Source organism: Mycolicibacter sinensis, assembly GCF_001667375.1.
Taxonomy (GTDB): Bacteria; Actinomycetota; Actinomycetes; order Mycobacteriales; family Mycobacteriaceae; genus Mycobacterium; species Mycobacterium sinense_A.
Window position 1 is genome coordinate 1 of the sequence record NZ_LZIN01000091.1, and the last position, 19692, is coordinate 19692.

Annotated in this window: 16 protein-coding genes; 14 read left to right on the forward strand and 2 right to left on the reverse strand. The window is 67.9% G+C overall.

Annotated elements, in window-relative coordinates; genetic code table 11:
* A partial coding sequence (gene mmuM, locus A5771_RS18335) for a homocysteine S-methyltransferase (RefSeq protein WP_207545474.1) occupies window positions 1-740 on the reverse strand: 740 nt, incomplete at its 3' end.
* Window positions 741-1008: 268 nt separating this feature from the next.
* On the opposite strand from mmuM, the gene clpX reads away from it, so the two are divergent.
* A complete protein-coding gene (clpX, locus tag A5771_RS18340) occupies window positions 1009-2292 on the forward strand; it encodes an ATP-dependent Clp protease ATP-binding subunit ClpX (RefSeq protein WP_041317576.1) in 1284 nt (427 codons plus the stop codon).
* Here the strand turns inward: clpX and A5771_RS18345 are convergent.
* Window positions 2289-3431, reverse strand: a complete 1143-nt coding sequence (locus A5771_RS18345; RefSeq protein WP_064856622.1) for a fatty acid desaturase family protein — start codon at window positions 3429-3431, stop codon at window positions 2289-2291. The two genes, clpX and A5771_RS18345, sit on opposite strands and share 4 nt — an antisense overlap.
* 459 nt (window positions 3432-3890) lie before the next feature.
* Here A5771_RS18345 and A5771_RS18350 point away from each other — a divergent pair, with 459 nt between their 5' ends.
* The 13 genes from A5771_RS18350 to rpmA all read left to right on the forward strand — a co-directional run bounded on the left by A5771_RS18350 (window position 3891) and on the right by rpmA (window position 19610).
* Complete coding sequence (locus A5771_RS18350; protein ID WP_064856657.1) at window positions 3891-5831, forward strand: 2-oxoacid:acceptor oxidoreductase subunit alpha; 1941 nt, start codon at window positions 3891-3893, stop codon at window positions 5829-5831.
* The gene (locus A5771_RS18355; RefSeq protein ID WP_064856623.1) at window positions 5828-6913 is read left to right on the forward strand and encodes a 2-oxoacid:ferredoxin oxidoreductase subunit beta; all 1086 of its coding nucleotides are present in this window, start codon (window positions 5828-5830) and stop codon (window positions 6911-6913) included. The genes A5771_RS18350 and A5771_RS18355 overlap by 4 nt, the downstream gene beginning before the upstream one ends.
* 15 nt (window positions 6914-6928) lie before the next feature.
* On the forward strand, window positions 6929-7504 hold the full coding sequence (gene mobA, locus A5771_RS18360) for a molybdenum cofactor guanylyltransferase (RefSeq protein ID WP_064856624.1): 576 nt from the start codon (window positions 6929-6931) through the stop codon (window positions 7502-7504).
* A 756-nt stretch (window positions 7505-8260) separates the two neighbouring features.
* Window positions 8261-8740, forward strand: coding sequence for a transglycosylase family protein (locus A5771_RS18365; protein WP_428844422.1), 480 nt, complete (start codon window positions 8261-8263; stop codon window positions 8738-8740).
* 80 nt (window positions 8741-8820) lie between these two features.
* Complete coding sequence (locus A5771_RS18370; protein ID WP_064856626.1) at window positions 8821-10077, forward strand: saccharopine dehydrogenase family protein; 1257 nt, start codon at window positions 8821-8823, stop codon at window positions 10075-10077.
* Window positions 10078-10179: 102 nt separating this feature from the next.
* Window positions 10180-10770, forward strand: a complete 591-nt coding sequence (locus A5771_RS18375) for a DUF937 domain-containing protein (RefSeq protein ID WP_064856627.1) — start codon at window positions 10180-10182, stop codon at window positions 10768-10770.
* A gap of 79 nt (window positions 10771-10849) precedes the next feature.
* Window positions 10850-13501 (forward strand): valine--tRNA ligase, encoded by a 2652-nt coding sequence (locus tag A5771_RS18380; RefSeq protein ID WP_064856628.1) that lies wholly within the window; start codon window positions 10850-10852, stop codon window positions 13499-13501.
* Complete coding sequence (folC, locus tag A5771_RS18385; RefSeq protein WP_064856629.1) at window positions 13498-14925, forward strand: bifunctional tetrahydrofolate synthase/dihydrofolate synthase; 1428 nt, start codon at window positions 13498-13500, stop codon at window positions 14923-14925. The genes A5771_RS18380 and folC overlap by 4 nt, the downstream gene beginning before the upstream one ends.
* On the forward strand, window positions 14922-15272 hold the full coding sequence (locus tag A5771_RS18390) for a DUF4233 domain-containing protein (RefSeq protein WP_064856630.1): 351 nt from the start codon (window positions 14922-14924) through the stop codon (window positions 15270-15272). Before folC ends, A5771_RS18390 begins: the two co-directional genes overlap by 4 nt.
* A 28-nt stretch (window positions 15273-15300) precedes the next feature.
* The gene (ndk, locus tag A5771_RS18395) at window positions 15301-15747 is read left to right on the forward strand and encodes a nucleoside-diphosphate kinase (RefSeq protein WP_064856631.1); all 447 of its coding nucleotides are present in this window, start codon (window positions 15301-15303) and stop codon (window positions 15745-15747) included.
* Window positions 15748-16043: 296 nt separating this feature from the next.
* Window positions 16044-18878, forward strand: a complete 2835-nt coding sequence (locus A5771_RS18400) for an Rne/Rng family ribonuclease (RefSeq protein ID WP_428844423.1) — start codon at window positions 16044-16046, stop codon at window positions 18876-18878.
* A 139-nt stretch (window positions 18879-19017) separates the two neighbouring features.
* Window positions 19018-19329 (forward strand): 50S ribosomal protein L21, encoded by a 312-nt coding sequence (gene rplU, locus A5771_RS18405; RefSeq protein WP_064856633.1) that lies wholly within the window; start codon window positions 19018-19020, stop codon window positions 19327-19329.
* 14 nt (window positions 19330-19343) lie between these two features.
* Window positions 19344-19610 carry a 50S ribosomal protein L27 gene (gene rpmA, locus A5771_RS18410; protein ID WP_064856634.1) on the forward strand — a complete coding sequence of 89 codons (267 nt, stop codon included), beginning with the start codon at window positions 19344-19346 and terminating at the stop codon, window positions 19608-19610.
* The last annotated feature ends 82 nt before the right edge of the window (window positions 19611-19692 follow it).

The window sequence follows — 19692 nt, forward strand, 5'->3', positions numbered from 1 at the left end:
GCCCAGCCCCCGGCGCCCCAGCGTTCCCCGCTGTTGGGGTACGCGATCACCGGCTTGCCGGTGACCCGGCGGGCGATCTCGATGGCCGGCAGCACATCGGCGGGTGCACAGCAGTTCACCCCGACCGCGACGATCTGTGGTACCCCGGCCGCGACCGCGAAGGCGTCGGTCAGCGGCTGGCCCGCACGAGTCGCCGTGCCGTCGATGGTGTAGCTGAGCCAGGCCGGTACCTGCGCTTCGCGCACCAGGCCCACCAGGGCCTCGGCCTCGTCGATGTCGGGCACGGTTTCCAGCGCGAGCACGTCAGCCCCGGCGGCGGCCAGGACCTCCAGTCGGGGGCGGTGCCACGCCGCCAGCTCGGCAACCGAAAGCCCATACCGGCCAACGTATTCCGAGCCATCAGCGCGGGCGGCACCGTAGGGCCCGATCGAGGCCGCCACCCAGTGCCCACTCGCGGCGCCGCCGGCCTCCCGGGCGAGTTCCACACTGCGGCGCAGCAGCGCCAGCGCACCACGCTGGTCGACCCCGCGGGCGGCCAGGCCCGCGAAGCTCGCCTGATAGCTGGCGGTGGTGGCGATCTGCGCGCCCGCGGTGAAGAACGCGGCGTGTACGGCCGCGATCGCATCGGGGGCGTCGAGCAGCAGTCGGGCCGACCACAGCGGATCCGCCAGGTCGGCGCCGCGGGCTTCCAGCTCGGTGGCCAGCCCCCCATCGGCGACGAGCACGGTATCGTCGGGCACGGCGAACCCCACGTTCGCCACTGTAGGGCTCCTGGGCGCCGGCCGTCTTACGGCTGGATAACGCCGACGACACGCGCCAGCGCGTCAGACGCCGGGATGGCGGTACGGGCGATATCTTCTTGGAGCAGACGTACAGGCCCACAAACGAAATACCAACGACGCGATTCGGCCTTATCGGTCGCCTCGCACCGGAATGAGCGGGTAGCGTCGGGGCAGACACCGACACCCCGACGACTAACGGCGAACAGGAAGTAGGTCGTAACGCACTATGGCGCGCATCGGAGACGGCGGTGACTTGCTGAAATGTTCGTTCTGCGGAAAGAGTCAGAAGCAGGTCAAGAAGCTCATCGCGGGTCCGGGCGTCTACATCTGCGATGAATGCATCGACCTGTGCAACGAGATCATCGAAGAGGAGCTGGCCGACGCCGACGACGTCAAGCTCGACGAGCTGCCCAAGCCCGCTGAGATCCGGGACTTCCTGGAGGGTTACGTCATCGGTCAGGACACCGCCAAACGCACGCTGGCGGTGGCCGTCTACAACCACTACAAGCGCATTCAGGCCGGCGAGAAGAGCCGCGATTCGCGCTCGGGTGAGCCGGTAGAGCTGACCAAGTCCAACATCTTGATGCTGGGCCCCACCGGCTGCGGCAAGACCTACCTGGCCCAGACCCTGGCCAAGATGCTCAACGTGCCATTCGCGATCGCCGACGCCACCGCGCTGACCGAGGCGGGCTACGTGGGTGAGGACGTGGAGAACATTCTGCTCAAGCTGATCCAGGCCGCCGACTATGACGTCAAACGCGCCGAGACCGGGATCGTCTACATCGACGAGGTCGACAAGATCGCCCGCAAGAGCGAGAACCCGTCGATCACCCGCGACGTCTCCGGCGAGGGCGTACAGCAGGCGCTGCTGAAGATCCTGGAGGGCACCCAGGCGTCGGTTCCGCCGCAGGGTGGGCGCAAGCACCCGCACCAGGAGTTCATCCAGATCGACACCACCAACGTGTTGTTCATCGTCGCCGGGGCATTCGCCGGCCTGGAGAAGATCGTCTCCGACCGGGTCGGCAAGCGCGGCTTGGGATTTGGTGCCGAGGTTCGCTCCAAGGCGGAGGTCGACACCGTCGATCACTTCGCCGAGGTGATGCCCGAAGACCTGATCAAGTTCGGATTGATTCCGGAGTTCATCGGCCGGCTGCCGGTGGTGGCCTCGGTGACCAACCTGGACATGGAGTCGTTGGTCAAGATCCTCTCCGAGCCGAAGAACGCTCTGGTGAAGCAGTACACCCGGCTGTTCGAGATGGACGGGGTGGAGCTGGAGTTCAGCCAGGACGCGCTGGAGGCGATCGCCGATCAGGCCATCCACCGCGGCACCGGGGCGCGGGGCCTGCGGGCGATCATGGAAGAAGTGTTGCTGCCGGTGATGTATGACATTCCCAGCCGCAATGACGTCGCCAAGGTCGTGGTGACCAAGGAAACGGTGCAGGACAACGTGTTGCCGACCATCGTGCCGCGCAAGGCGTCGCGGTCCGAACGTCGCGACAAGAGCGCCTAGTCGACAGCGGGCGCGGCGGTCCGTTTCAGGGCGGTTCGCAGTCGGTGTCGCCGAGCACCCGGGCCGGCTGCCTGGGGGTCAGGCAGGGCCAGCCTGACAATGGTGCGGGCGACCATCAGGTACTGGCGCGGCAGCGGACCAGTGGTGTACGGCAGGTCGTACTTCTCGCATAACGCCCGCACTTGGACCGCGATCTCCGGGAGGCGGTTGCTGGGCAGGTCGGGGAACAGATGATGCTCGATCTGATAACACAGGTTGCCGCTCAGGTATCCCAGTACAGGTCCCGCGTCGAAGTTCGCGGAGCCCAGCATCTGTCGCAGATACCATTCGGAGCGGGTTTCGCGCTCCAGCACCGCCGGGTCGAATTTTTCGGCGCCGTCGGGAAAGTGGCCACAAAAGATCACCAGGTACGCCCACACGTTCCGGATCAGATTGGCGCTGGCGTTGGCCGCGAAGGTCCGGCGCCAGCGCTGTCCACCCAGCGCGGGAAAGAGCAGATATTCCTTGGTCACCTGGCGGGCGGCTTTGCGGAGGAACGTCCGGGTGGCCGCGGACTTCTCGGCGTCGGTCCGAGCGCGGCTGCGCCCAGAGGCCAGGGTGTGCAGGGCGACGCCCCATTGGAACCCCACCGCCAGCACCAGGTTGGCCAGCGGCTGTAACAGGTTGCCGGGTCCCCAAGGCTGGTCACGGCTGACCCGCATGATGCCGAACCCCATGTCCTCGTCCATCCCGATGATGTTGGTGAACACGTGGTGGGAATAGTTGTGGGAGTAGCGCCACTGTGCCGAGACGGCCGTCATATCCCATTCCCACGTGTTGGAATGGATCTCCGGATCGTTCATCCAGTCCCATTGGCCGTGAGTCACGTTGTGGCCGATCTCCATGTTTTCGACGCACTTTGCCACCGCCAGCGCGGCCGTGCCCAGCATCCAGCCCAGCCTGGTCTTGCTGCGGTGGATCACCACCCGCGCCGCGACATCCAGCAGCCGTTGGAACACGATCGTGCGGTGGATGTAGGCGGCGTCTCGGGCGCCGAGGGAGGCTTCGACGCCGCGGCGGATCGCGTCCAGCTCAAGGCCAAGCGCTTCGACGTCGGATTCGCTGAGATGGGCGTAGCGGCCGACCTGGCTGATTGCCACGTGACGATTCCTAAGGTGGTGGGTACGTCGACGGGGAGCCAGGGCTGTTTTGTCGATCTGGCCCGCACCCTACGCGACGATCTGCCTCGGTGCGACGCGAGCGGGACACCGGGAGCCGCTGGTCAGCTGCATCTCTGCGACACAAAGTAATCCCAGCTGTGCCGGGCGTTCATGCGCTGGCGACGGCGCCGCGCGGCCAAACCTTACTCGCCGGTAGCGATCTTTCTTAAAGTTCGGCCGCCGCCTATAGTGATGAAAACCACATTCTTGGTCGTGGTCGGGTGCGAACTCGGCCCTGACGTCGGGGTTTCACCGTCAACCGGTGCCGTTTCGACACGGTGTGGCGTCGAACCGTCTCTAAGAACGATGCAATAATCGGTACCGCCAGTGACAGAAAAAAATGTGGGTGCGCCAGTCGCGCTGCGCGGGCCCGGGGAGACAGTGATGGAAGGCGGGGCCGTGGGTCCGAGCGGTAACGGAGCCGGGTCGGCGCCCGGGCGCCAAAAACTCGAGAAAGTCGTCATCCGTTTCGCCGGGGACTCCGGTGACGGTATGCAGCTCACCGGCGATCGCTTCACCTCCGAGGCGGCGCTGTTCGGCAACGACCTGGCCACCCAGCCCAACTACCCGGCCGAGATCCGCGCACCTCAGGGCACCCTGCCGGGCGTGTCGTCGTTCCAGATCCAGATCGCCGACTTTGACATCCTGACCGCCGGCGACCGCCCCGACGTACTGGTGGCGATGAACCCCGCGGCCCTGAAGGCCAACATCGGCGACCTGCCCCGCGGCGGGATGGTGATCGTCAACTCCGACGAGTTCACCAAGCGCAACCTGGCCAAGATCGGTTACGAGAACAACCCGCTGGACACCGAGGAACTCACCGACTACGTCGTGGTCCCGGTCGCGATGACCTCGCTGACGCTGGGCGCGGTCGAGGTGATCGGCGCGACCAAGAAGGACGGCGCGCGCGCCAAGAACATGTTCGCCCTGGGCCTGCTGTCCTGGATGTACGGCCGGGAGCTGGCGAGCAGCGAACGCTTCATCCGGGAGAAGTTCGCCAAGAAGCCTGACGTCGCCGAGGCCAACGTGCTGGCGCTCAAGGCGGGCTGGAACTACGGCGAGACCACCGAGGCGTTCGGCACCACCTACGAGATCTCACCGGCCAAGCTGCCGGCGGGCGAGTACCGCCAGATCTCGGGCAACACCGCTCTCGCCTATGGCGTCATCACCGCCGGCCAGTTGGCCGACACCCAGGTGGTGCTGGGGACCTACCCGATCACCCCGGCCTCGGACATCCTGCACGAGCTGTCCAAGCACAAGAACTTCAACGTGCTGACCTTCCAGGCCGAGGACGAGATCGCCGGGATCGGTGCGGCGATCGGCGCCTCCTACGGTGGCGCGCTGGGCGTCACCAGCACCTCCGGCCCGGGCTTGGCGCTCAAGGCCGAAGCGCTGGGCTTGGCCGTGATGACCGAGCTGCCGCTGCTGTTGATCAATGTTCAGCGCGGCGGCCCGTCGACCGGCCTGCCGACCAAGACCGAGCAGGCGGATCTGCTGCAGGCGCTGTACGGCCGCAACGGTGAGTCGCCGGTCGCGGTGCTGGCGCCGTGCACGCCGTCGGACTGCTTCGAGACCGCCATCGAGGCCGTCCGGATCGCGCTGGCCTACCGCACGCCGGTGGTGCTGCTGTCCGACGGGGCGATCGCCAACGGTTCCGAGCCGTGGCGCATCCCCGACGTCGCCTCGATGGAGCCCATCGAGCGCAACCTGGCCAAGGCCGGCGAGCCCTTCCAGCCCTACGCCCGTGACCCCGAGACCCTGGCCCGGCAGTTCGCCATCCCGGGCACCCCAGGGCTCGAGCACCGGATCGGTGGGCTGGAGAAGGCCAACGGCTCCGGGGAGATCTCCTACGAGCCGGCCAACCACGACCTGATGGTGCGGTTGCGTCAGGCCAAGATCGACGGCATCAAGATCCCCGACCTGGTCGTCGACGACCCGACCGGTGACGCGGAGCTGCTGCTGCTGGGCTGGGGCAGTTCCTACGGACCGATCGCCGAGGCGTGCCGACGGGTCCGGCGCGGCGGCGTCAAGGTCGCGCAGGCGCACCTGCGCTACCTCAACCCGCTGCCGGCCAACCTGGGCGAGGTGCTGCGGCGCTACCCGAAGGTCGTGCTGCCGGAGATGAACCTGGGCCAGCTGGCGCTGCTGCTGCGCGGCCGCTACCTGGTCGACATCCAGTCGGTGACCAAGGTGGCCGGCAAGGCCTTCCTCGCCGAAGAGGTGGAGGGGATCATCGACGACGCGCTGTCCGGGACGCTGGCCGCGCGGGAGAACGAGAAGGCGTCGCTGGCCAAGGCCACGGCGGTCACCATTGCGGGTACAGCAGGAGCGAAGTCATGACCGCAGAACCGACGACCGAATCGCTGGTCGGCACCGAGCTGGGGCTGACCGCCCTCAGCGGGGTGCCCACCACCGACGAGCCGCAGAAGTCCAAGGACTTCACCTCCGACCAGGAGGTGCGCTGGTGCCCGGGGTGTGGCGACTACGCCATCCTCAACACGATGCGCAACTTCCTGCCCGAGCTGGGGCTGCGCCGGGAGAATGTGGTGTTCGTCAGCGGGATCGGCTGCTCCAGCCGATTCCCGTACTACATGAACACCTACGGGGTGCACTCGATCCACGGCCGCGGCCCGACGTTCGCCACCGGGCTGGCGACCGCCCGCGAAGACCTGAAGGTCTTCCTGATCACCGGTGACGGCGACGCGCTGTCGATCGGCGGCAACCACCTGATCCACACCTTGCGCCGCAACGTCAACATCACCATCCTGCTGTTCAACAACCGGATCTACGGCCTGACCAAAGGCCAGTACTCGCCGACGTCGGAGACCGGCAAGATCACCAAGTCGACGCCATTCGGGTCGCTGGACAACCCGTTCAACCCGGTCTCGCTGGCGATCGGCGCCGAGGCGACGTTCGTCGGGCGCGCCCTCGACTCCGACCGCAAGGGCCTCACCGAGGTGCTGCGCGGGGCGATGGAGCACCGCGGCTCGGCGCTGGTGGAAATCCTGCAGGACTGCCCGGTGTTCAACGACGGCTCCTTCGACCTGCTGCGCAAGGAGGGTGCGGAGAACCGCCTCATCAACGTCCGCCAGGGCGAGCGGATCATCTTCGGCGCCGAGGGTGAGTTTTGCGTGATCAAGACCGGCTACGGGCTGGAGGTCGCCAAGACCGCCAACGTGTCGGCCGACCAGATCGTCGTGCACGACGCCACCCTGGCCGACTCCTCCTACGCGTTCGCGCTGTCGCGGCTGTCCGAGCAGGACCTGTCGCACTTCCCGATGGGCATCTTCCGCAAGATCACCAAGCCCACCTACGACGACCTGGCTCGCGCGCAGGTCGCCGCGGCGCGGCAGGCAAGCGCGCACGACTCCGCCGCACTACAGGCGCTGCTGCGTGGCCGCGACACCTGGACCGTGGATTAAGGCGAGGCTGACACCATGACCGGCCGGTTGGCCGGGGTCGTACTGGCCGGCGGCGCCTCGCGCCGGATGGGCCGCGACAAGGCCGTCCTGACCGTCGACGGGATGTTCGACGGCCGCACCCTGGTGGAGCACCTGGTATCGGTCGTCTCCCGGCGCTGCGATCCGGTCTTCGTGGTGGCCGCCCAGGAGCAGGCACTGCCCGCTCTTGCCGCGCAGGTGCTGCGCGACGAGGTGCCCGGCCTGGGTCCGCTGCCGGCCATCGGACTGGGCCTGCGGGCCGCGGCGCACGCGGGCGCCGAACGCGCCTTCGTCTGCGCGGTCGACATGCCGTTTCTGACGCCAGAACTGATCGCCCACTTGGCCGGGACGCGCGCACCCGCCGACGTCGTGCTACCGCGGGCGGTCCGCGACCACTATCTGGCCGGGGTTTACCGCACAGCCTTGGCCGAGACCGTCGACGCGCTGGTCGCCGCAGGGGAGCGGCGAGTAGGGGCGCTGGTCGATCTGGTCGACGTCCGGCGCATCGTGGTGACCGATGCGGCCCCGCTGACCAACCTCAACTCTCCGGACGATGTGGCCGGACTGTCGTGAGCGCACCGGCGAAGCCCTCGGGACTTGAGCTGTTGACAGCAAATATCACTGGGCGATTCTGATAACGGTTTTTGTGACGCCGCGCTAGGTGTAAACAAACTTTTCTGTTATCTCGCCGACATACGGCGATTATCATCGCCGGGGGGCCGTGGCCCCGCGGCCGGTATGCCTGCGCTCGGACGGCGAAAGCATCTGTCGGGGAGCGAATTTCGGTCGTCGGCAACGGAAGGGACGCTGTCGGCGCCGATCGGCTGAAATGCCAGTCCGCAATGGCCCGACAGCTTTCGTAACGAAAACAAATAATCTCGATGATCCGGCGAATGGGTGAAGCCGCGACCCGGCGAGCGGGGAGAGGCGGGCGGGGCGGGGCATGCAGGGTCGATGATGTTCTGACCTGCATGCTGCTGGGGCAGATGATGCCCTTGGGGCCGGTGGGGTGGTGCTGTCGCTCGCGCCGGCACGCAAATGACCGGAAAAACCGCATCCCTTTCCGTGGCCCAGCCCACAAAATAACCGTGATTTGACTCACGAAAATCGGGTGGGCTGCCGGCCCCGTCCGGAAGCGGAAAGTTATTGCTGACCTGCTGTAACCATTCAATAGTCCGCTGTGATGGTTTCGTTATCTGCCCGAGATGCTCGCGACATCCGGCTGGACGGGACGTATGAGCGTTTCGTAAATTTCCCTTCGCCCGAATGTCGGGCAAACAAATTGAATCCACGGACCGCGTGTGAGCGGGGCCGCGGGCGGCCCCATGAATGCTTCCGCGGTGCCGGGTGTCATCCCCGGCGGGCAGACCCTGCCCCCGCTGTCGTGCCCGACCAAGACGGCACGTCTCGAAAACTACTCCACCTGGGCCACCAGGCCCGCCAGCTCACCTGCACTTCGGCGCGCGCGCAGCGAAAGGAACGATGTTGAAGAACGTCCGGAAGCCCCTCACCCTGGCCGCGATCGCCGGAGCCCTGATCACCGGCGCGGTCGCCCTGTCCGACGCCACCGCCAAGGCGGACGGCGTCAACTGGGACGCCGTCGCAGCCTGCGAGTCCGGCGGTAACTGGTCGATCAACACCGGTAACGGCTACTACGGCGGCCTGCAGTTCAATGCGGGCACCTGGCGTGCCAACGGCGGCAGCGGTATGCCGCACAATGCCAGCCGGGCCGAGCAGATCCGGGTGGCCGAGAACGTGCTGCGCAGCCAGGGCATCGGCGCGTGGCCGGTCTGCGGCCGTCGCGGCTGACCTCCGGACGACACGGCGCCGGGCGATGAGCCCGGCGCCGTCGTCGTCGGCGGCGGAATGCGCCCGGTAGCGTCGGGACCATGTCCGAAACGCCACGTGAGCTCGATGTCATCGTCTACGGGGCCACCGGCTTCGCCGGGAAGCTGACCGCCCAGTACCTGTCTCGCGCCGGCGGTGCCGCGCGTATCGGGCTGGCCGGGCGCTCGGCGGAGCGACTGCAGGCGGTGCGCGATGAGCTCGGTGCCGCGGCGCAGGACTGGCCGATCGTGGTCGCCGGCGCCGGAGACCCCGCGTCGCTGGAGGCGATGGCGGCCCGCACCCGAGTGGTGATCAGCACCGTCGGCCCCTACACCCGTTATGGCATACCCCTGGTCGCCGCCTGCGCCGCCGCGGGCACCGACTACGTCGACCTCACCGGCGAGGCGACGTTCGTGCGGGAGAGCATCGACCTCTACCACAAGCAGGCCGCAGACAACCGAGCGCGCATCGTGCACGCCTGCGGCTTCGACTCCATTCCCTCGGATCTCAGCGTCTATGCGCTCTACCGGGCGGCCCGCGACGAGGGCACCGGAGACCTACTCGACACCGACCTCGTCGTGCGGGGCTTCTCCGGCGGTGTGTCCGGCGGCACCCTCGCCTCGATGGTGGAGGTCCTGAGCACCGTCGCCAGCGACCCGGAGGCCCGGCGGCAGCTGTTCGATCCCCATACGCTCAGCGTCGACCGGCCGGCAGAACCCCGGCTGGGCCGCGAACCCGACCTGGCCTGGCACCGGGGCCGTGACATCGCGCCGGAACTGGAGGGAATCTGGACCGCCGGCTTCGCCATGGCGCCCTACAACACCCGCATCGTGCGGCGCAGCAACGGCTTGCTGGGCTGGGCCTACGGGCGCCGGTTCCGCTACGCCGAACACATGAGTGTCGGGTCGTCGGCCGCGGCCCCTGTGCTGTCGGCAATCGCGACCGTGCTGGGCAAAGTGACCTTCGGACTCGGCGGCCACCTCTTCCGGCTGCTGCCGCCCGAATTGCTCGAGCGGGTGTTGCCCAAACCGGGCACCGGGCCGAGCCAAAGCACGCGCGAAAACGGCTACTACCGCCTCGAGACCTACACGAAAACGACCAGCGGAGCTCGCTATCTGGCGGTCATGGCGCAGCAGGGCGACCCCGGCTACCAGGCCACCTCGGTGCTGCTGGCCGAGAGCGCGCTGGCGCTGGCACTCGATCGCGACGCTCTGTCCGATCACTACGGAGTGCTCACCCCGGCGGCCGCGATGGGCGACGCCCTGCTGGCCCGGCTGCCCGCGGCGGGGGTGACGTTAGAAGTGTCGCGGCTGCGCTGACCGGTATTGACACGACCGGTGTCGGTAGCCGTTGTTTCCGCTAGTGTTTTTTGCGACCGCTCTTACGTCAGCACCCAGCAACGAAGGTGGACGAATACTCCCATGGCCGGCCTTGACGATCTCTTCGCGCAGATTCCCATCCAGGACATTGCCAACCAGCTCGGTGCCGACTCGGGTGAGGTGGAGAGCACCATCCGCACCCTGGTGCCGGTGCTGGTCAGCGGACTGAACCACAACGCCCAGGACCCGGGCCAGGCCGACAACATCGCCAGCACGGCCAACAGCTTCGCGGCCCAGGGTTTTCTGGGCGACGCGCTCGGCAGCAACCAGGCCGAGGGTCAGCAGGTGATCTCGACCATCTTCGGCGGCAACGACACCAGCCAGGTTGCCTCGGCGCTGTCGGGCGCCGGCGCGGGCAACAACGACCTGTTGCAAAAGCTGCTTCCGATCATCGCGCCGATCGTGCTCGCCTACATCGGCAAGCAACTGAGCGGCCAGAAGGAGGAGCCGGCCCAACAGCAGGGTTCCGGCGGCGGCCTCGGTGACGTCCTGGGCAGCATCCTGGGTGGCATGGCCGGTGGCGGCGGTGCCAAGAACCAGTCGATGGGCAGCATCCTGGGCAACATGCTCGGCGGCAAGACCGGCGGCGCCATCGGCGACATCCTCGGCGGACTGCTCGGCGGCAAGAAGTAGCCAGTCTTCACCAGCCCTCGGACCGATGGCGGTCCGGGGGCTTTGGCCTGTGCTGGGCCGTCGTTCCTAGAATTGAGCGGTGACCGTGACCCCCGATGCCGCGAACACCGATCACCTGCCCAAATCCTGGGAGCCGGGTGCGGTTGAGGACGCGATCTACCAGCGCTGGGTGGATGCCGGCTACTTCACCGCGGATCCGGCCAGCACCAAGCCCGGCTATTCGATAGTGCTGCCCCCGCCGAACGTCACCGGCAGCCTGCACATGGGCCACGCCCTCGACCACACCCTGATGGACGCGCTGACCCGCCGCAAGCGGATGCAGGGTTATGAGGTGCTGTGGCTGCCGGGCATGGACCACGCCGGTATCGCGACTCAAAGCGTCGTGGAGCGGCGTCTGGCGGCCGAGGGCAAGACCAAAGAGGACCTCGGCCGCGCGGCCTTCATCGAGAAGGTGTGGGAGTGGAAGCGCGACTCCGGCGGCACCATCGGCACCCAGATGCGCCGGATCGGCGACGGCGTGGACTGGAGCCGTGAGCGGTTCACCATGGACGAGCACCTGTCACGCGCTGTCCGCACCATCTTCAAGCGGCTCTACGACGCCGGTCTGATTTACCAGGCCGAGCGGCTGGTCAACTGGTCGCCGGTGCTGGAGACCGCGATCAGCGACCTCGAGGTCAAATACGAGGACATCGAGGGCGAGCTGGTGTCGTTCCGGTACGGCTCATTAGACGACGCACAGGCGCACCTGGTGGTCGCCACCACCCGGCTCGAGACCATGCTCGGCGACACCGCGATCGCGGTGCACCCCGACGACGACCGCTACCGAGACCTGGTCGGGACCAGCCTGGCGCACCCGTTCCTGGAGCGGCAGATCGCCGTGGTCGCCGACGCCCACGTCGACCCCGAATTCGGCACCGGCGCCGTCAAAGTCACTCCTGCCCATGACCCCAACGACTTCGAGATCGGCCTGCGCCACCAGCTGGCGATGCCGACGATCCTGGACACCAGGGGCCGGATCACCGGCACCGGAACGCAGTTCGACGGCATGGACCGCTTTGAGGCCCGGGTCGCGGTGCGCGAAGCGCTGGCCGCCCAGGGCCGCATCGTCGCCGAGAAACGGCCCTACCTGCACAGCGTCGGACATTCCGAGCGCAGCGGCGAGGTCATCGAGCCGCGGTTGTCGATGCAGTGGTGGGTCGATGTGTCCTCGCTGGCCAAGGCGGCCGGTGACGCCGTCCGTAACGGCGACACCATCATTCACCCCAAAAGCCTGGAGCCGCGCTGGTTCAGCTGGGTCGACGACATGCACGACTGGTGCATCTCCCGCCAGCTGTGGTGGGGTCACCGCATCCCGATCTGGCACGGGCCCAATGGCGAGAAGGTCTGCGTCGGCCCGGATGACACGCCGCCGGAAGGCTGGGAGCAGGACCCCGACGTGCTCGACACCTGGTTCTCCTCGGCACTGTGGCCGTTCTCCACGATGGGCTGGCCGGAAGCCACGCCGGAGTTGGCGAAGTTCTATCCCACCACCGTGTTGGTGACCGGCTACGACATCCTGTTCTTCTGGGTGGCCCGGATGATGATGTTCGGCACCTTCGTCGGCGATGACGACGCACTGCACGGTGGCAAGGTTCCGTTCCACAACGTGTTCCTGCACGGCCTGATTCGCGACGAGCACGGCCGCAAGATGAGCAAATCCCGCGGCAACGGCATCGACCCGCTGGACTGGGTCGAGACGTTCGGCGCCGACGCCCTGCGGTTCACCCTGGCCCGCGGCGCCAGCCCCGGTGGTGACCTGTCGATCGGCGAGGACCATGCCCGGGCGTCGCGCAACTTCGTCACCAAGCTGTTCAACGCCACCCGCTTCGCGCTGCTCAACGGCGCCCGGCCCGCGCCGCTGCCGTCGCTCGAGGAGCTGACCGATGCCGACCGCTGGATCCTGGGGCGGCTGGAAGAGGTTCGCGCCGAAGTGGATTCGGCCTTCGACGGCTACGAGTTCGGCCGCGCCTGCGAGGCGCTCTACCACTTCGCCTGGGACGAGTTCTGCGACTGGTATGTGGAGTTGGCCAAAACGCAGCTGGGCGAGGGCCTTTCGCACACCACCGCGGTGCTGGCCGCGGTGCTCGATACGCTGCTGCGCCTACTGCATCCGGTGATCCCGTTCGTTACCGAAACCTTGTGGCAGGAGCTCACCGGTGAAGAGTCCCTGGTGATCGCCGACTGGCCGGAGCCGTCCGGAATCGTTCTGGACCAGGTTGCCGCACAACGGATCGCCGACATGCAGAAGCTGGTGACCGAGGTGCGCCGGTTCCGCAGCGATCAGGGCCTGCGCGACCGGCAGAAGGTACCGGCCCGGTTGACCGGTATCGACGGCGCCGATCTGGCCACCCAGGTCGCCGCGGTGACGTCGCAGGCCTGGCTGACCGAGCCGGGCGAGGACTTCGCGCCATCGGCCACCGTCGAGGTGCGACTGGGCCCCACGGGCGGTGGAAGCACCGTCGTGGTCGAACTGGACACCTCGGGCACCGTCGATCTCGCCGCCGAACGGCGCCGCCTGGAAAAGGATCTGGCGGCCGCGGAGAAGGAGCTGGTGGCCACCGCGGCGAAGCTCGACAACGAGGCCTTCCTGGCCAAGGCGCCCGAAGCGGTGGTCGAAAAGATCCGGGCCCGTCAGCAGTCGGCCCGCGACGAAGTGGACCGGATCACCGTGCGTCTTTCGGGGCTGACATGACCGAGCACCCGGTCGGCACCACCGAGCCGACCCCGGATGAGATCGCGGCGCTGCTGCAGGTCGAGCACCTGCTCGACCAGCGGTGGGGCGAGACCAAGATCGAGCCGAGCCTGACCCGGATCAACGCCGTGCTGGAGCTGCTCGGCTCCCCGCAGCGCAGCTATCCCTCGATTCACGTGGCGGGTACCAACGGCAAGACCTCGGTGGTCCGGATGATCGATGCGCTACTGACGGCGTTCAGCCGTCGTACCGGTCGCACCACCAGCCCGCATCTGCAATCGGCGGTCGAGCGCATCGCCATCGACGGGGTCCCGATCACCCCGGCCAGATACGTGGAGACCTACGCCGAGATCGAGCCGTTCGTGCAGATGGTCGACGCGTCCTCGCAGGAGCAGGGCGGGCCGGCGATGAGCAAATTCGAAGTGCTCACCGCAATGGCGTTCGCGGCGTTCGCCGACGCCCCGATCGACGTCGCGGTCGTGGAGGTCGGCATGGGCGGCCGCTGGGACGCGACCAATGTCGTCGACGCCCCGGTTGCCGTGATCACCCCGATCGGCATCGACCACGTCGACTACCTGGGCGACGACATCGCCGGCATCGCCGCGGAGAAGGCCGGCATCATTCACCGCTCCGCCGATGAGCTCGTCGATACCGTGGCGGTGATTGCCCGTCAGGCCCCCGAGGCGATGGAGATGCTGCTGGCCCAGTCGGTGCGCGCGGATGCCGCGGTGGCGCGGGAGAACTCCGAGTTCGCGGTGCGCAGCCGCCGGCTGGCGGTCGGTGGCCAGCTGTTGGAGCTGCAGGGCCTGGGCGGGGTGTACGCCGATATCTTTCTGCCGCTGCACGGCGAACACCAGGCCCACAATGCGGTGGTGGCGTTGGCGGCAGTCGAGGCGTTCTTCGGTGCCGGTGCCGAGCGTCAGCTCGACGTCGACACGGTCCGGGCCGGCTTCGCCGCGGCGACGAGCCCCGGGCGGCTGGAGCGGATGCGCAGTTCGCCCACGGTGTTCGTCGACGCCGCGCACAACCCGGCCGGCGCGGCCGCCCTGGCCCAGGCGCTGACCGACGAGTTCGACTTCCGGTTCCTGGTCGGGGTGGTCAGCGTGCTCGCCGACAAGGACGTCAGCGGAATCCTCGCCGCCCTGGAACCGGTGTTCGACCGAATCGTGGTGACCCACAACGGATCTCCGCGGGCCGTGGACATCGAGACGCTGACCGCGGCGGCGGTGCGGTGGTTCGGAGACGACCGGGTGGTGACCACCGAGACGCTCGGGGACGCCATCGACACCGCCACCGCGCTGGTCGACGAGTTCGACTCCGAGGGCTCCGGACAGCAACCGTTCGCCGGAACCGGCATTGTGATCACCGGCTCGGTGGTCACCGCCGGGGCCGCCCGCACCTTGTTCGGAAAGGACCCGGCATGACCGACCACACCGCGGCGCCCGATCCGTGGCGCGGTTTCCGCGGCGTGATGGCGGCGACCCTGATCCTCGAGGCGATCGTGGTGCTGCTGGCGCTGCCGGTGGTCCACGTGGTCGGCGGCGGGCTGACACCGGCGTCGCTGGCCTACCTGCTCGGCTTGGCGCTGGTGTTGGTGCTGTTCACCGGAATCCAGGGCCGGTCCTGGGCGATCTGGGCCAATCTGGCGGTGCAACTGGTGTTGGTCGCCGGGTTCGCGGTCTATCCGGGCGTGGGTGTGATGGGCCTGGTGTTCACCGGCGTGTGGGCGCTGATCGCCTACTTCCGTGCCGAGGTGTTGCGCCGGTCATAGCGGGGCGGCTATTCGGTACGCTGACGCGGTGACTGAGCGGACTTTGGTGCTGATCAAGCCGGACGGCGTGAACCGTCGGCTGGTGGGCGAGATCATCAGCCGGATCGAGAAGAAGGGCCTGACGCTGGCGGCGCTGGAGCTGCGGCCGGTGCAGCAGGCCGTGGCCCGGCAGCACTACGGCGAACACGAGGGCAAGGCGTTCTTCGCCTCCCTGCTGGACTTCATCACCTCCGGCCCGGTGGTCGCCGCCGTGGTGGAGGGACCGCGGGCCATCGAGGCGTTCCGGCAGCTCGCCGGCGGTACCGACCCGGTGGCCAAGGCCACCCCCGGGACCATCCGGGGTGACTTCGGACTGGAGACCCAGTACAACCTGGTGCACGGCTCCGACTCGCCGGAGTCGGCCGAGCGCGAGATCGCGCTGTGGTTCCCCGACCTGAAGCCGTCGACGCCGACCTCACCCATGACACTGGCCTGACGTCGCAGTTAATGCCTTTGGCCCGGGTTGCTCGGGTTGTGTGGGATACTGACCAACGGGTGAACGTCACCGGACCGGTGTCGGACACCCGAATGAAGACTTAGCGAGTGCGACGGTCGCGATATGTGATGCGGCGCCGATCGCGGGTCCTCATTCAGCCAGGCACCGAGTCGGTTCCACCCGAGCCCCTCGGAGCGAGACCACCACAAGCCCGGGGGAAGTGAGCCGGGCGAATAACGAGAAGCCCTCGCGTGGCCGCGTCGTAGTTACGCGCCCGGGGGCTTGAGGAGACGTACGTGGCAGACCCCTCGCTTTTTAAGGGCCCTTTTTCAGATGCACCGGCGGTGCCGGCCGAGCACGAGGACTTGCCCGACCGGCTGAGGGTCCACTCCCTGGCCCGGGTGCTGGGAACCACCAGCAAGCGGGTACTGGATGCCCTCATCGAGCTGGATGGCCGGGCGCGCAGCGCCCACTCCAGCGTGGACCGCGTCGAGGCAGTCCGCGTGCGTGACCTGCTGGATTCGATCGGGAAGCCGACCGCCGAGGTGGCCGAGGAGACCGGTGATGTCGCCGAGGAGCCCGAGTCCCGGCTGCTGCTGGAGACCGCCCCGGAGGCCGCCAGCGCGCGGGTCGCCGACTACATGCCGCTGTTCGTGGCGCCGCAGCCGGTCACTTTCGAGCCCCCCGCGTCCGACGACAGCGACGACAGCGACGACGGCTCCGACGATGACGACGACCTCGGCGCCGACGCCGACGCCGACGCCGACGACGAGAACGGGGACCGTCCCGCCAGCCGTCGCCGCCGTCGCGGCCGGCGCGGACGCGGTCGGGGCCGCGGCTCCGAGGGGGGCGCCCCAGACGACACGGCCGACACCGCCGACTCCGACGATGACACCGAGGACACCGAGGACGACGATTCGGCCGCGGAATCCGACGAGACCACCGATACCGATGACGGCGGCGACGACGAGACCGATTCCGCCGACGAGACGGGTAGCCGGCGCCGGCGCCGCCGCCGTCGCCGAAAGACCGGTAACGGCGACGACGACGACACCGGGTCCGCCGATGACCCGCCCAACACCGTCGTGCACGAACGGACACCGCGCGCCAAGACCGCCAGGAACGCCAAGAACGAGAAGAGCTCCTCGGACGACGAGATCCAGGGCATCACCGGGTCCACGCGCCTGGAGGCCAAACGTCAGCGTCGCCGCGACGGGCGTGACGCCGGGCGCCGCCGCCCGCCGATCCTGAGCGAGGCCGAGTTCCTGGCCCGCCGCGAGGCCGTGGAACGCCGGATGGTGGTCCGCGACCGGGTCCGCACCGAGCCGCCGCACATCGGCGCCCGCTACACCCAGATCGCCGTGCTCGAAGACGGCGTGATGGTCGAGCACTTCGTCACCTCGGCGGCATCGACCTCCCTGGTCGGCAACGTCTATCTGGGCATCGTGCAGAACGTGTTGCCGTCGATGGAGGCCGCGTTCGTCGACATCGGTCGCGGCCGCAACGGCGTGCTCTATGCCGGCGAGGTGAACTGGGAGGCCGCCGGCCTGGGCGGCGCCAACCGCAAGATCGAGCAGGCGCTCAAGCCGGGCGACTACGTCGTGGTGCAGGTCAGCAAGGATCCGATCGGGCACAAGGGCGCCCGGCTGACCACGCAGGTCTCGCTGGCCGGCCGCTACCTGGTATATGTGCCGGGAGCGTCGTCGACCGGGATCAGCCGCAAGCTGCCCGACACCGAGCGTCAGCGGCTCAAGGAGATCCTGCGCGAGGTGGTGCCCGCCGATGCCGGCGTGATCATCCGCACCGCGTCGGAGGGCGTCAAAGAAGAGGACATCCGCGCCGACGTGGAACGTCTCCAGGAGCGCTGGAACCAGATCGAGGCGACCGCGGCCGAGACCAAGGCGAAAGCCGCCGGCGCTGCGGTGGCGCTCTACGAAGAGCCCGATGTCCTGGTCAAGGTGATCCGCGACCTGTTCAACGAGGACTTCTCCGAGCTGGTGGTCTCCGGTGACGACGCCTGGGCGACGATCAACGAGTACGTGGGATCGGTGGCGCCGGAATTGCTGCCGAAGCTGACCCGCTACCCTGGGCCCGCGCAGGGCGCGGAAGAGCAAGCCGGTCAAGCCGGCCCGGACGTGTTCGCCGTGCACCGCATCGACGAGCAACTGGCCAAGGCGATGGATCGCAAGGTCTGGCTGCCCTCCGGCGGAACCCTGGTGATCGATCGGACCGAGGCCATGACGGTCGTCGACGTCAACACCGGCAAGTTCACCGGATCCGGGGGCAACCTCGAGGAGACGGTGACCAAGAACAACCTGGAGGCCGCCGAGGAGATCGTGCGCCAGCTGCGCCTGCGCGACATCGGCGGCATCATCGTCATCGACTTCATCGACATGGTGCTGGAGTCCAACCGCGACCTGGTGCTGCGCCGGCTGACCGAGGCGCTGGGACGGGACCGCACCCGCCACCAGGTCTCAGAGGTGACGTCGCTCGGTTTGATCCAGCTGACCCGCAAGCGGCTGGGCACCGGGCTGATCGAGGCGTTCTCGACGTCGTGTCAGCACTGCGCCGGGCGCGGCATCATGGTGCACGCCGACCCGGTCGACTCGGCCGCGCCGGGGCGCAAGTCCGAGCCGAGCAGCCGTCGCAGCAAGCGGTCGAAGAAGCCCAAGGTCGACGAACCGGTGGTGGCCAAGGTTCCGGTGCACACCCCCGGTGACCATCCGATGTTCAAGGCGATGGCCGCGGCCAGCGACCGCCACGACGACGAGGCGGACGAGCCGCAGGACGCGACCGACACCGACGAGCAGCCCGACGCCGATACCGAGGAGCAGCTGCCGGTGGAGGCCGTCGAGGAGGCGGCTGACGACGAGGACACCGAGGACACCGAAGACTCCGAGGACACCGACGAAGACACCGAGGACGCCGACGACGACTCCGATGAGGATGACGTCGAGGTCGATCTGGACGACGATGACGACGACTTCGACGACGATCTGGATGTCATCGACGAGTCGGACGATTCGGATGAGGCCGACGAGTCCGACCAGGACACGCTGGCCGCGGCGGCGCCCTACGAACGTCCCCGGCGGCGGCGGGCGGCGGCCCGTCCGGCCGGGCCGCCCAGCTGAGAAGGGCCGGTTTGACCCTTTAGTCGCTGGTCAAGTACCCTAGACCAGTTGTCACCAGGCCGGTGGACTCGGCCGACAAACCCCAGCTGTACGCGAGCCTCGATAGCGCGCGCTCCGAAAGAAGAGGAAGACACCAACGATGGCGACGTACGCAATCGTCAAAACCGGCGGCAAGCAGTACAAGGTTGCCGTCGGCGACGTGCTCAAGGTGGAGAAGCTCGAGTCCGAGCCGGGTGCATCGGTATCGCTGCCGGTCGCGCTGGTGGTGGACGGCACCACCGTCACCACCGACGCCGCCAAGCTGGCGAAGGTCGCGGTCACCGGCGAGGTGCTCGAGCACACCAAGGGCCCCAAGATCCGCATCCACAAGTTCAAGAACAAGACCGGCTACCACAAGCGGCAGGGTCACCGTCAGCAGCTGACCGTGCTCAAGGTCACCGGAATCAAGTAGCAGGAGGCAGCGAGATGGCACACAAGAAGGGCGCTTCCAGCTCACGGAACGGCCGCGATTCAAACGCGCAGCGACTCGGGGTCAAGCGGTTCGGCGGCCAGGTCGTCAAGGCCGGCGAGATTTTGGTGCGGCAGCGGGGTACGCATTTCCACCCGGGCATCAACGTCGGGCGCGGCGGCGACGACACGCTGTTCGCCACGGCACCCGGCTCGGTCGAGTTCGGCCAGAAGCGCGGCCGCAAGACCGTCAGCATCGTGCCTGTCGCCCGCGCGGAGAGTTAACCAACCGGCCCCGCGTCGCGAGCGTGCACTGACTGCGAAGAAGAGCAACGAAACTCGCAGTGGTTACCCGCTCGACGCGTGG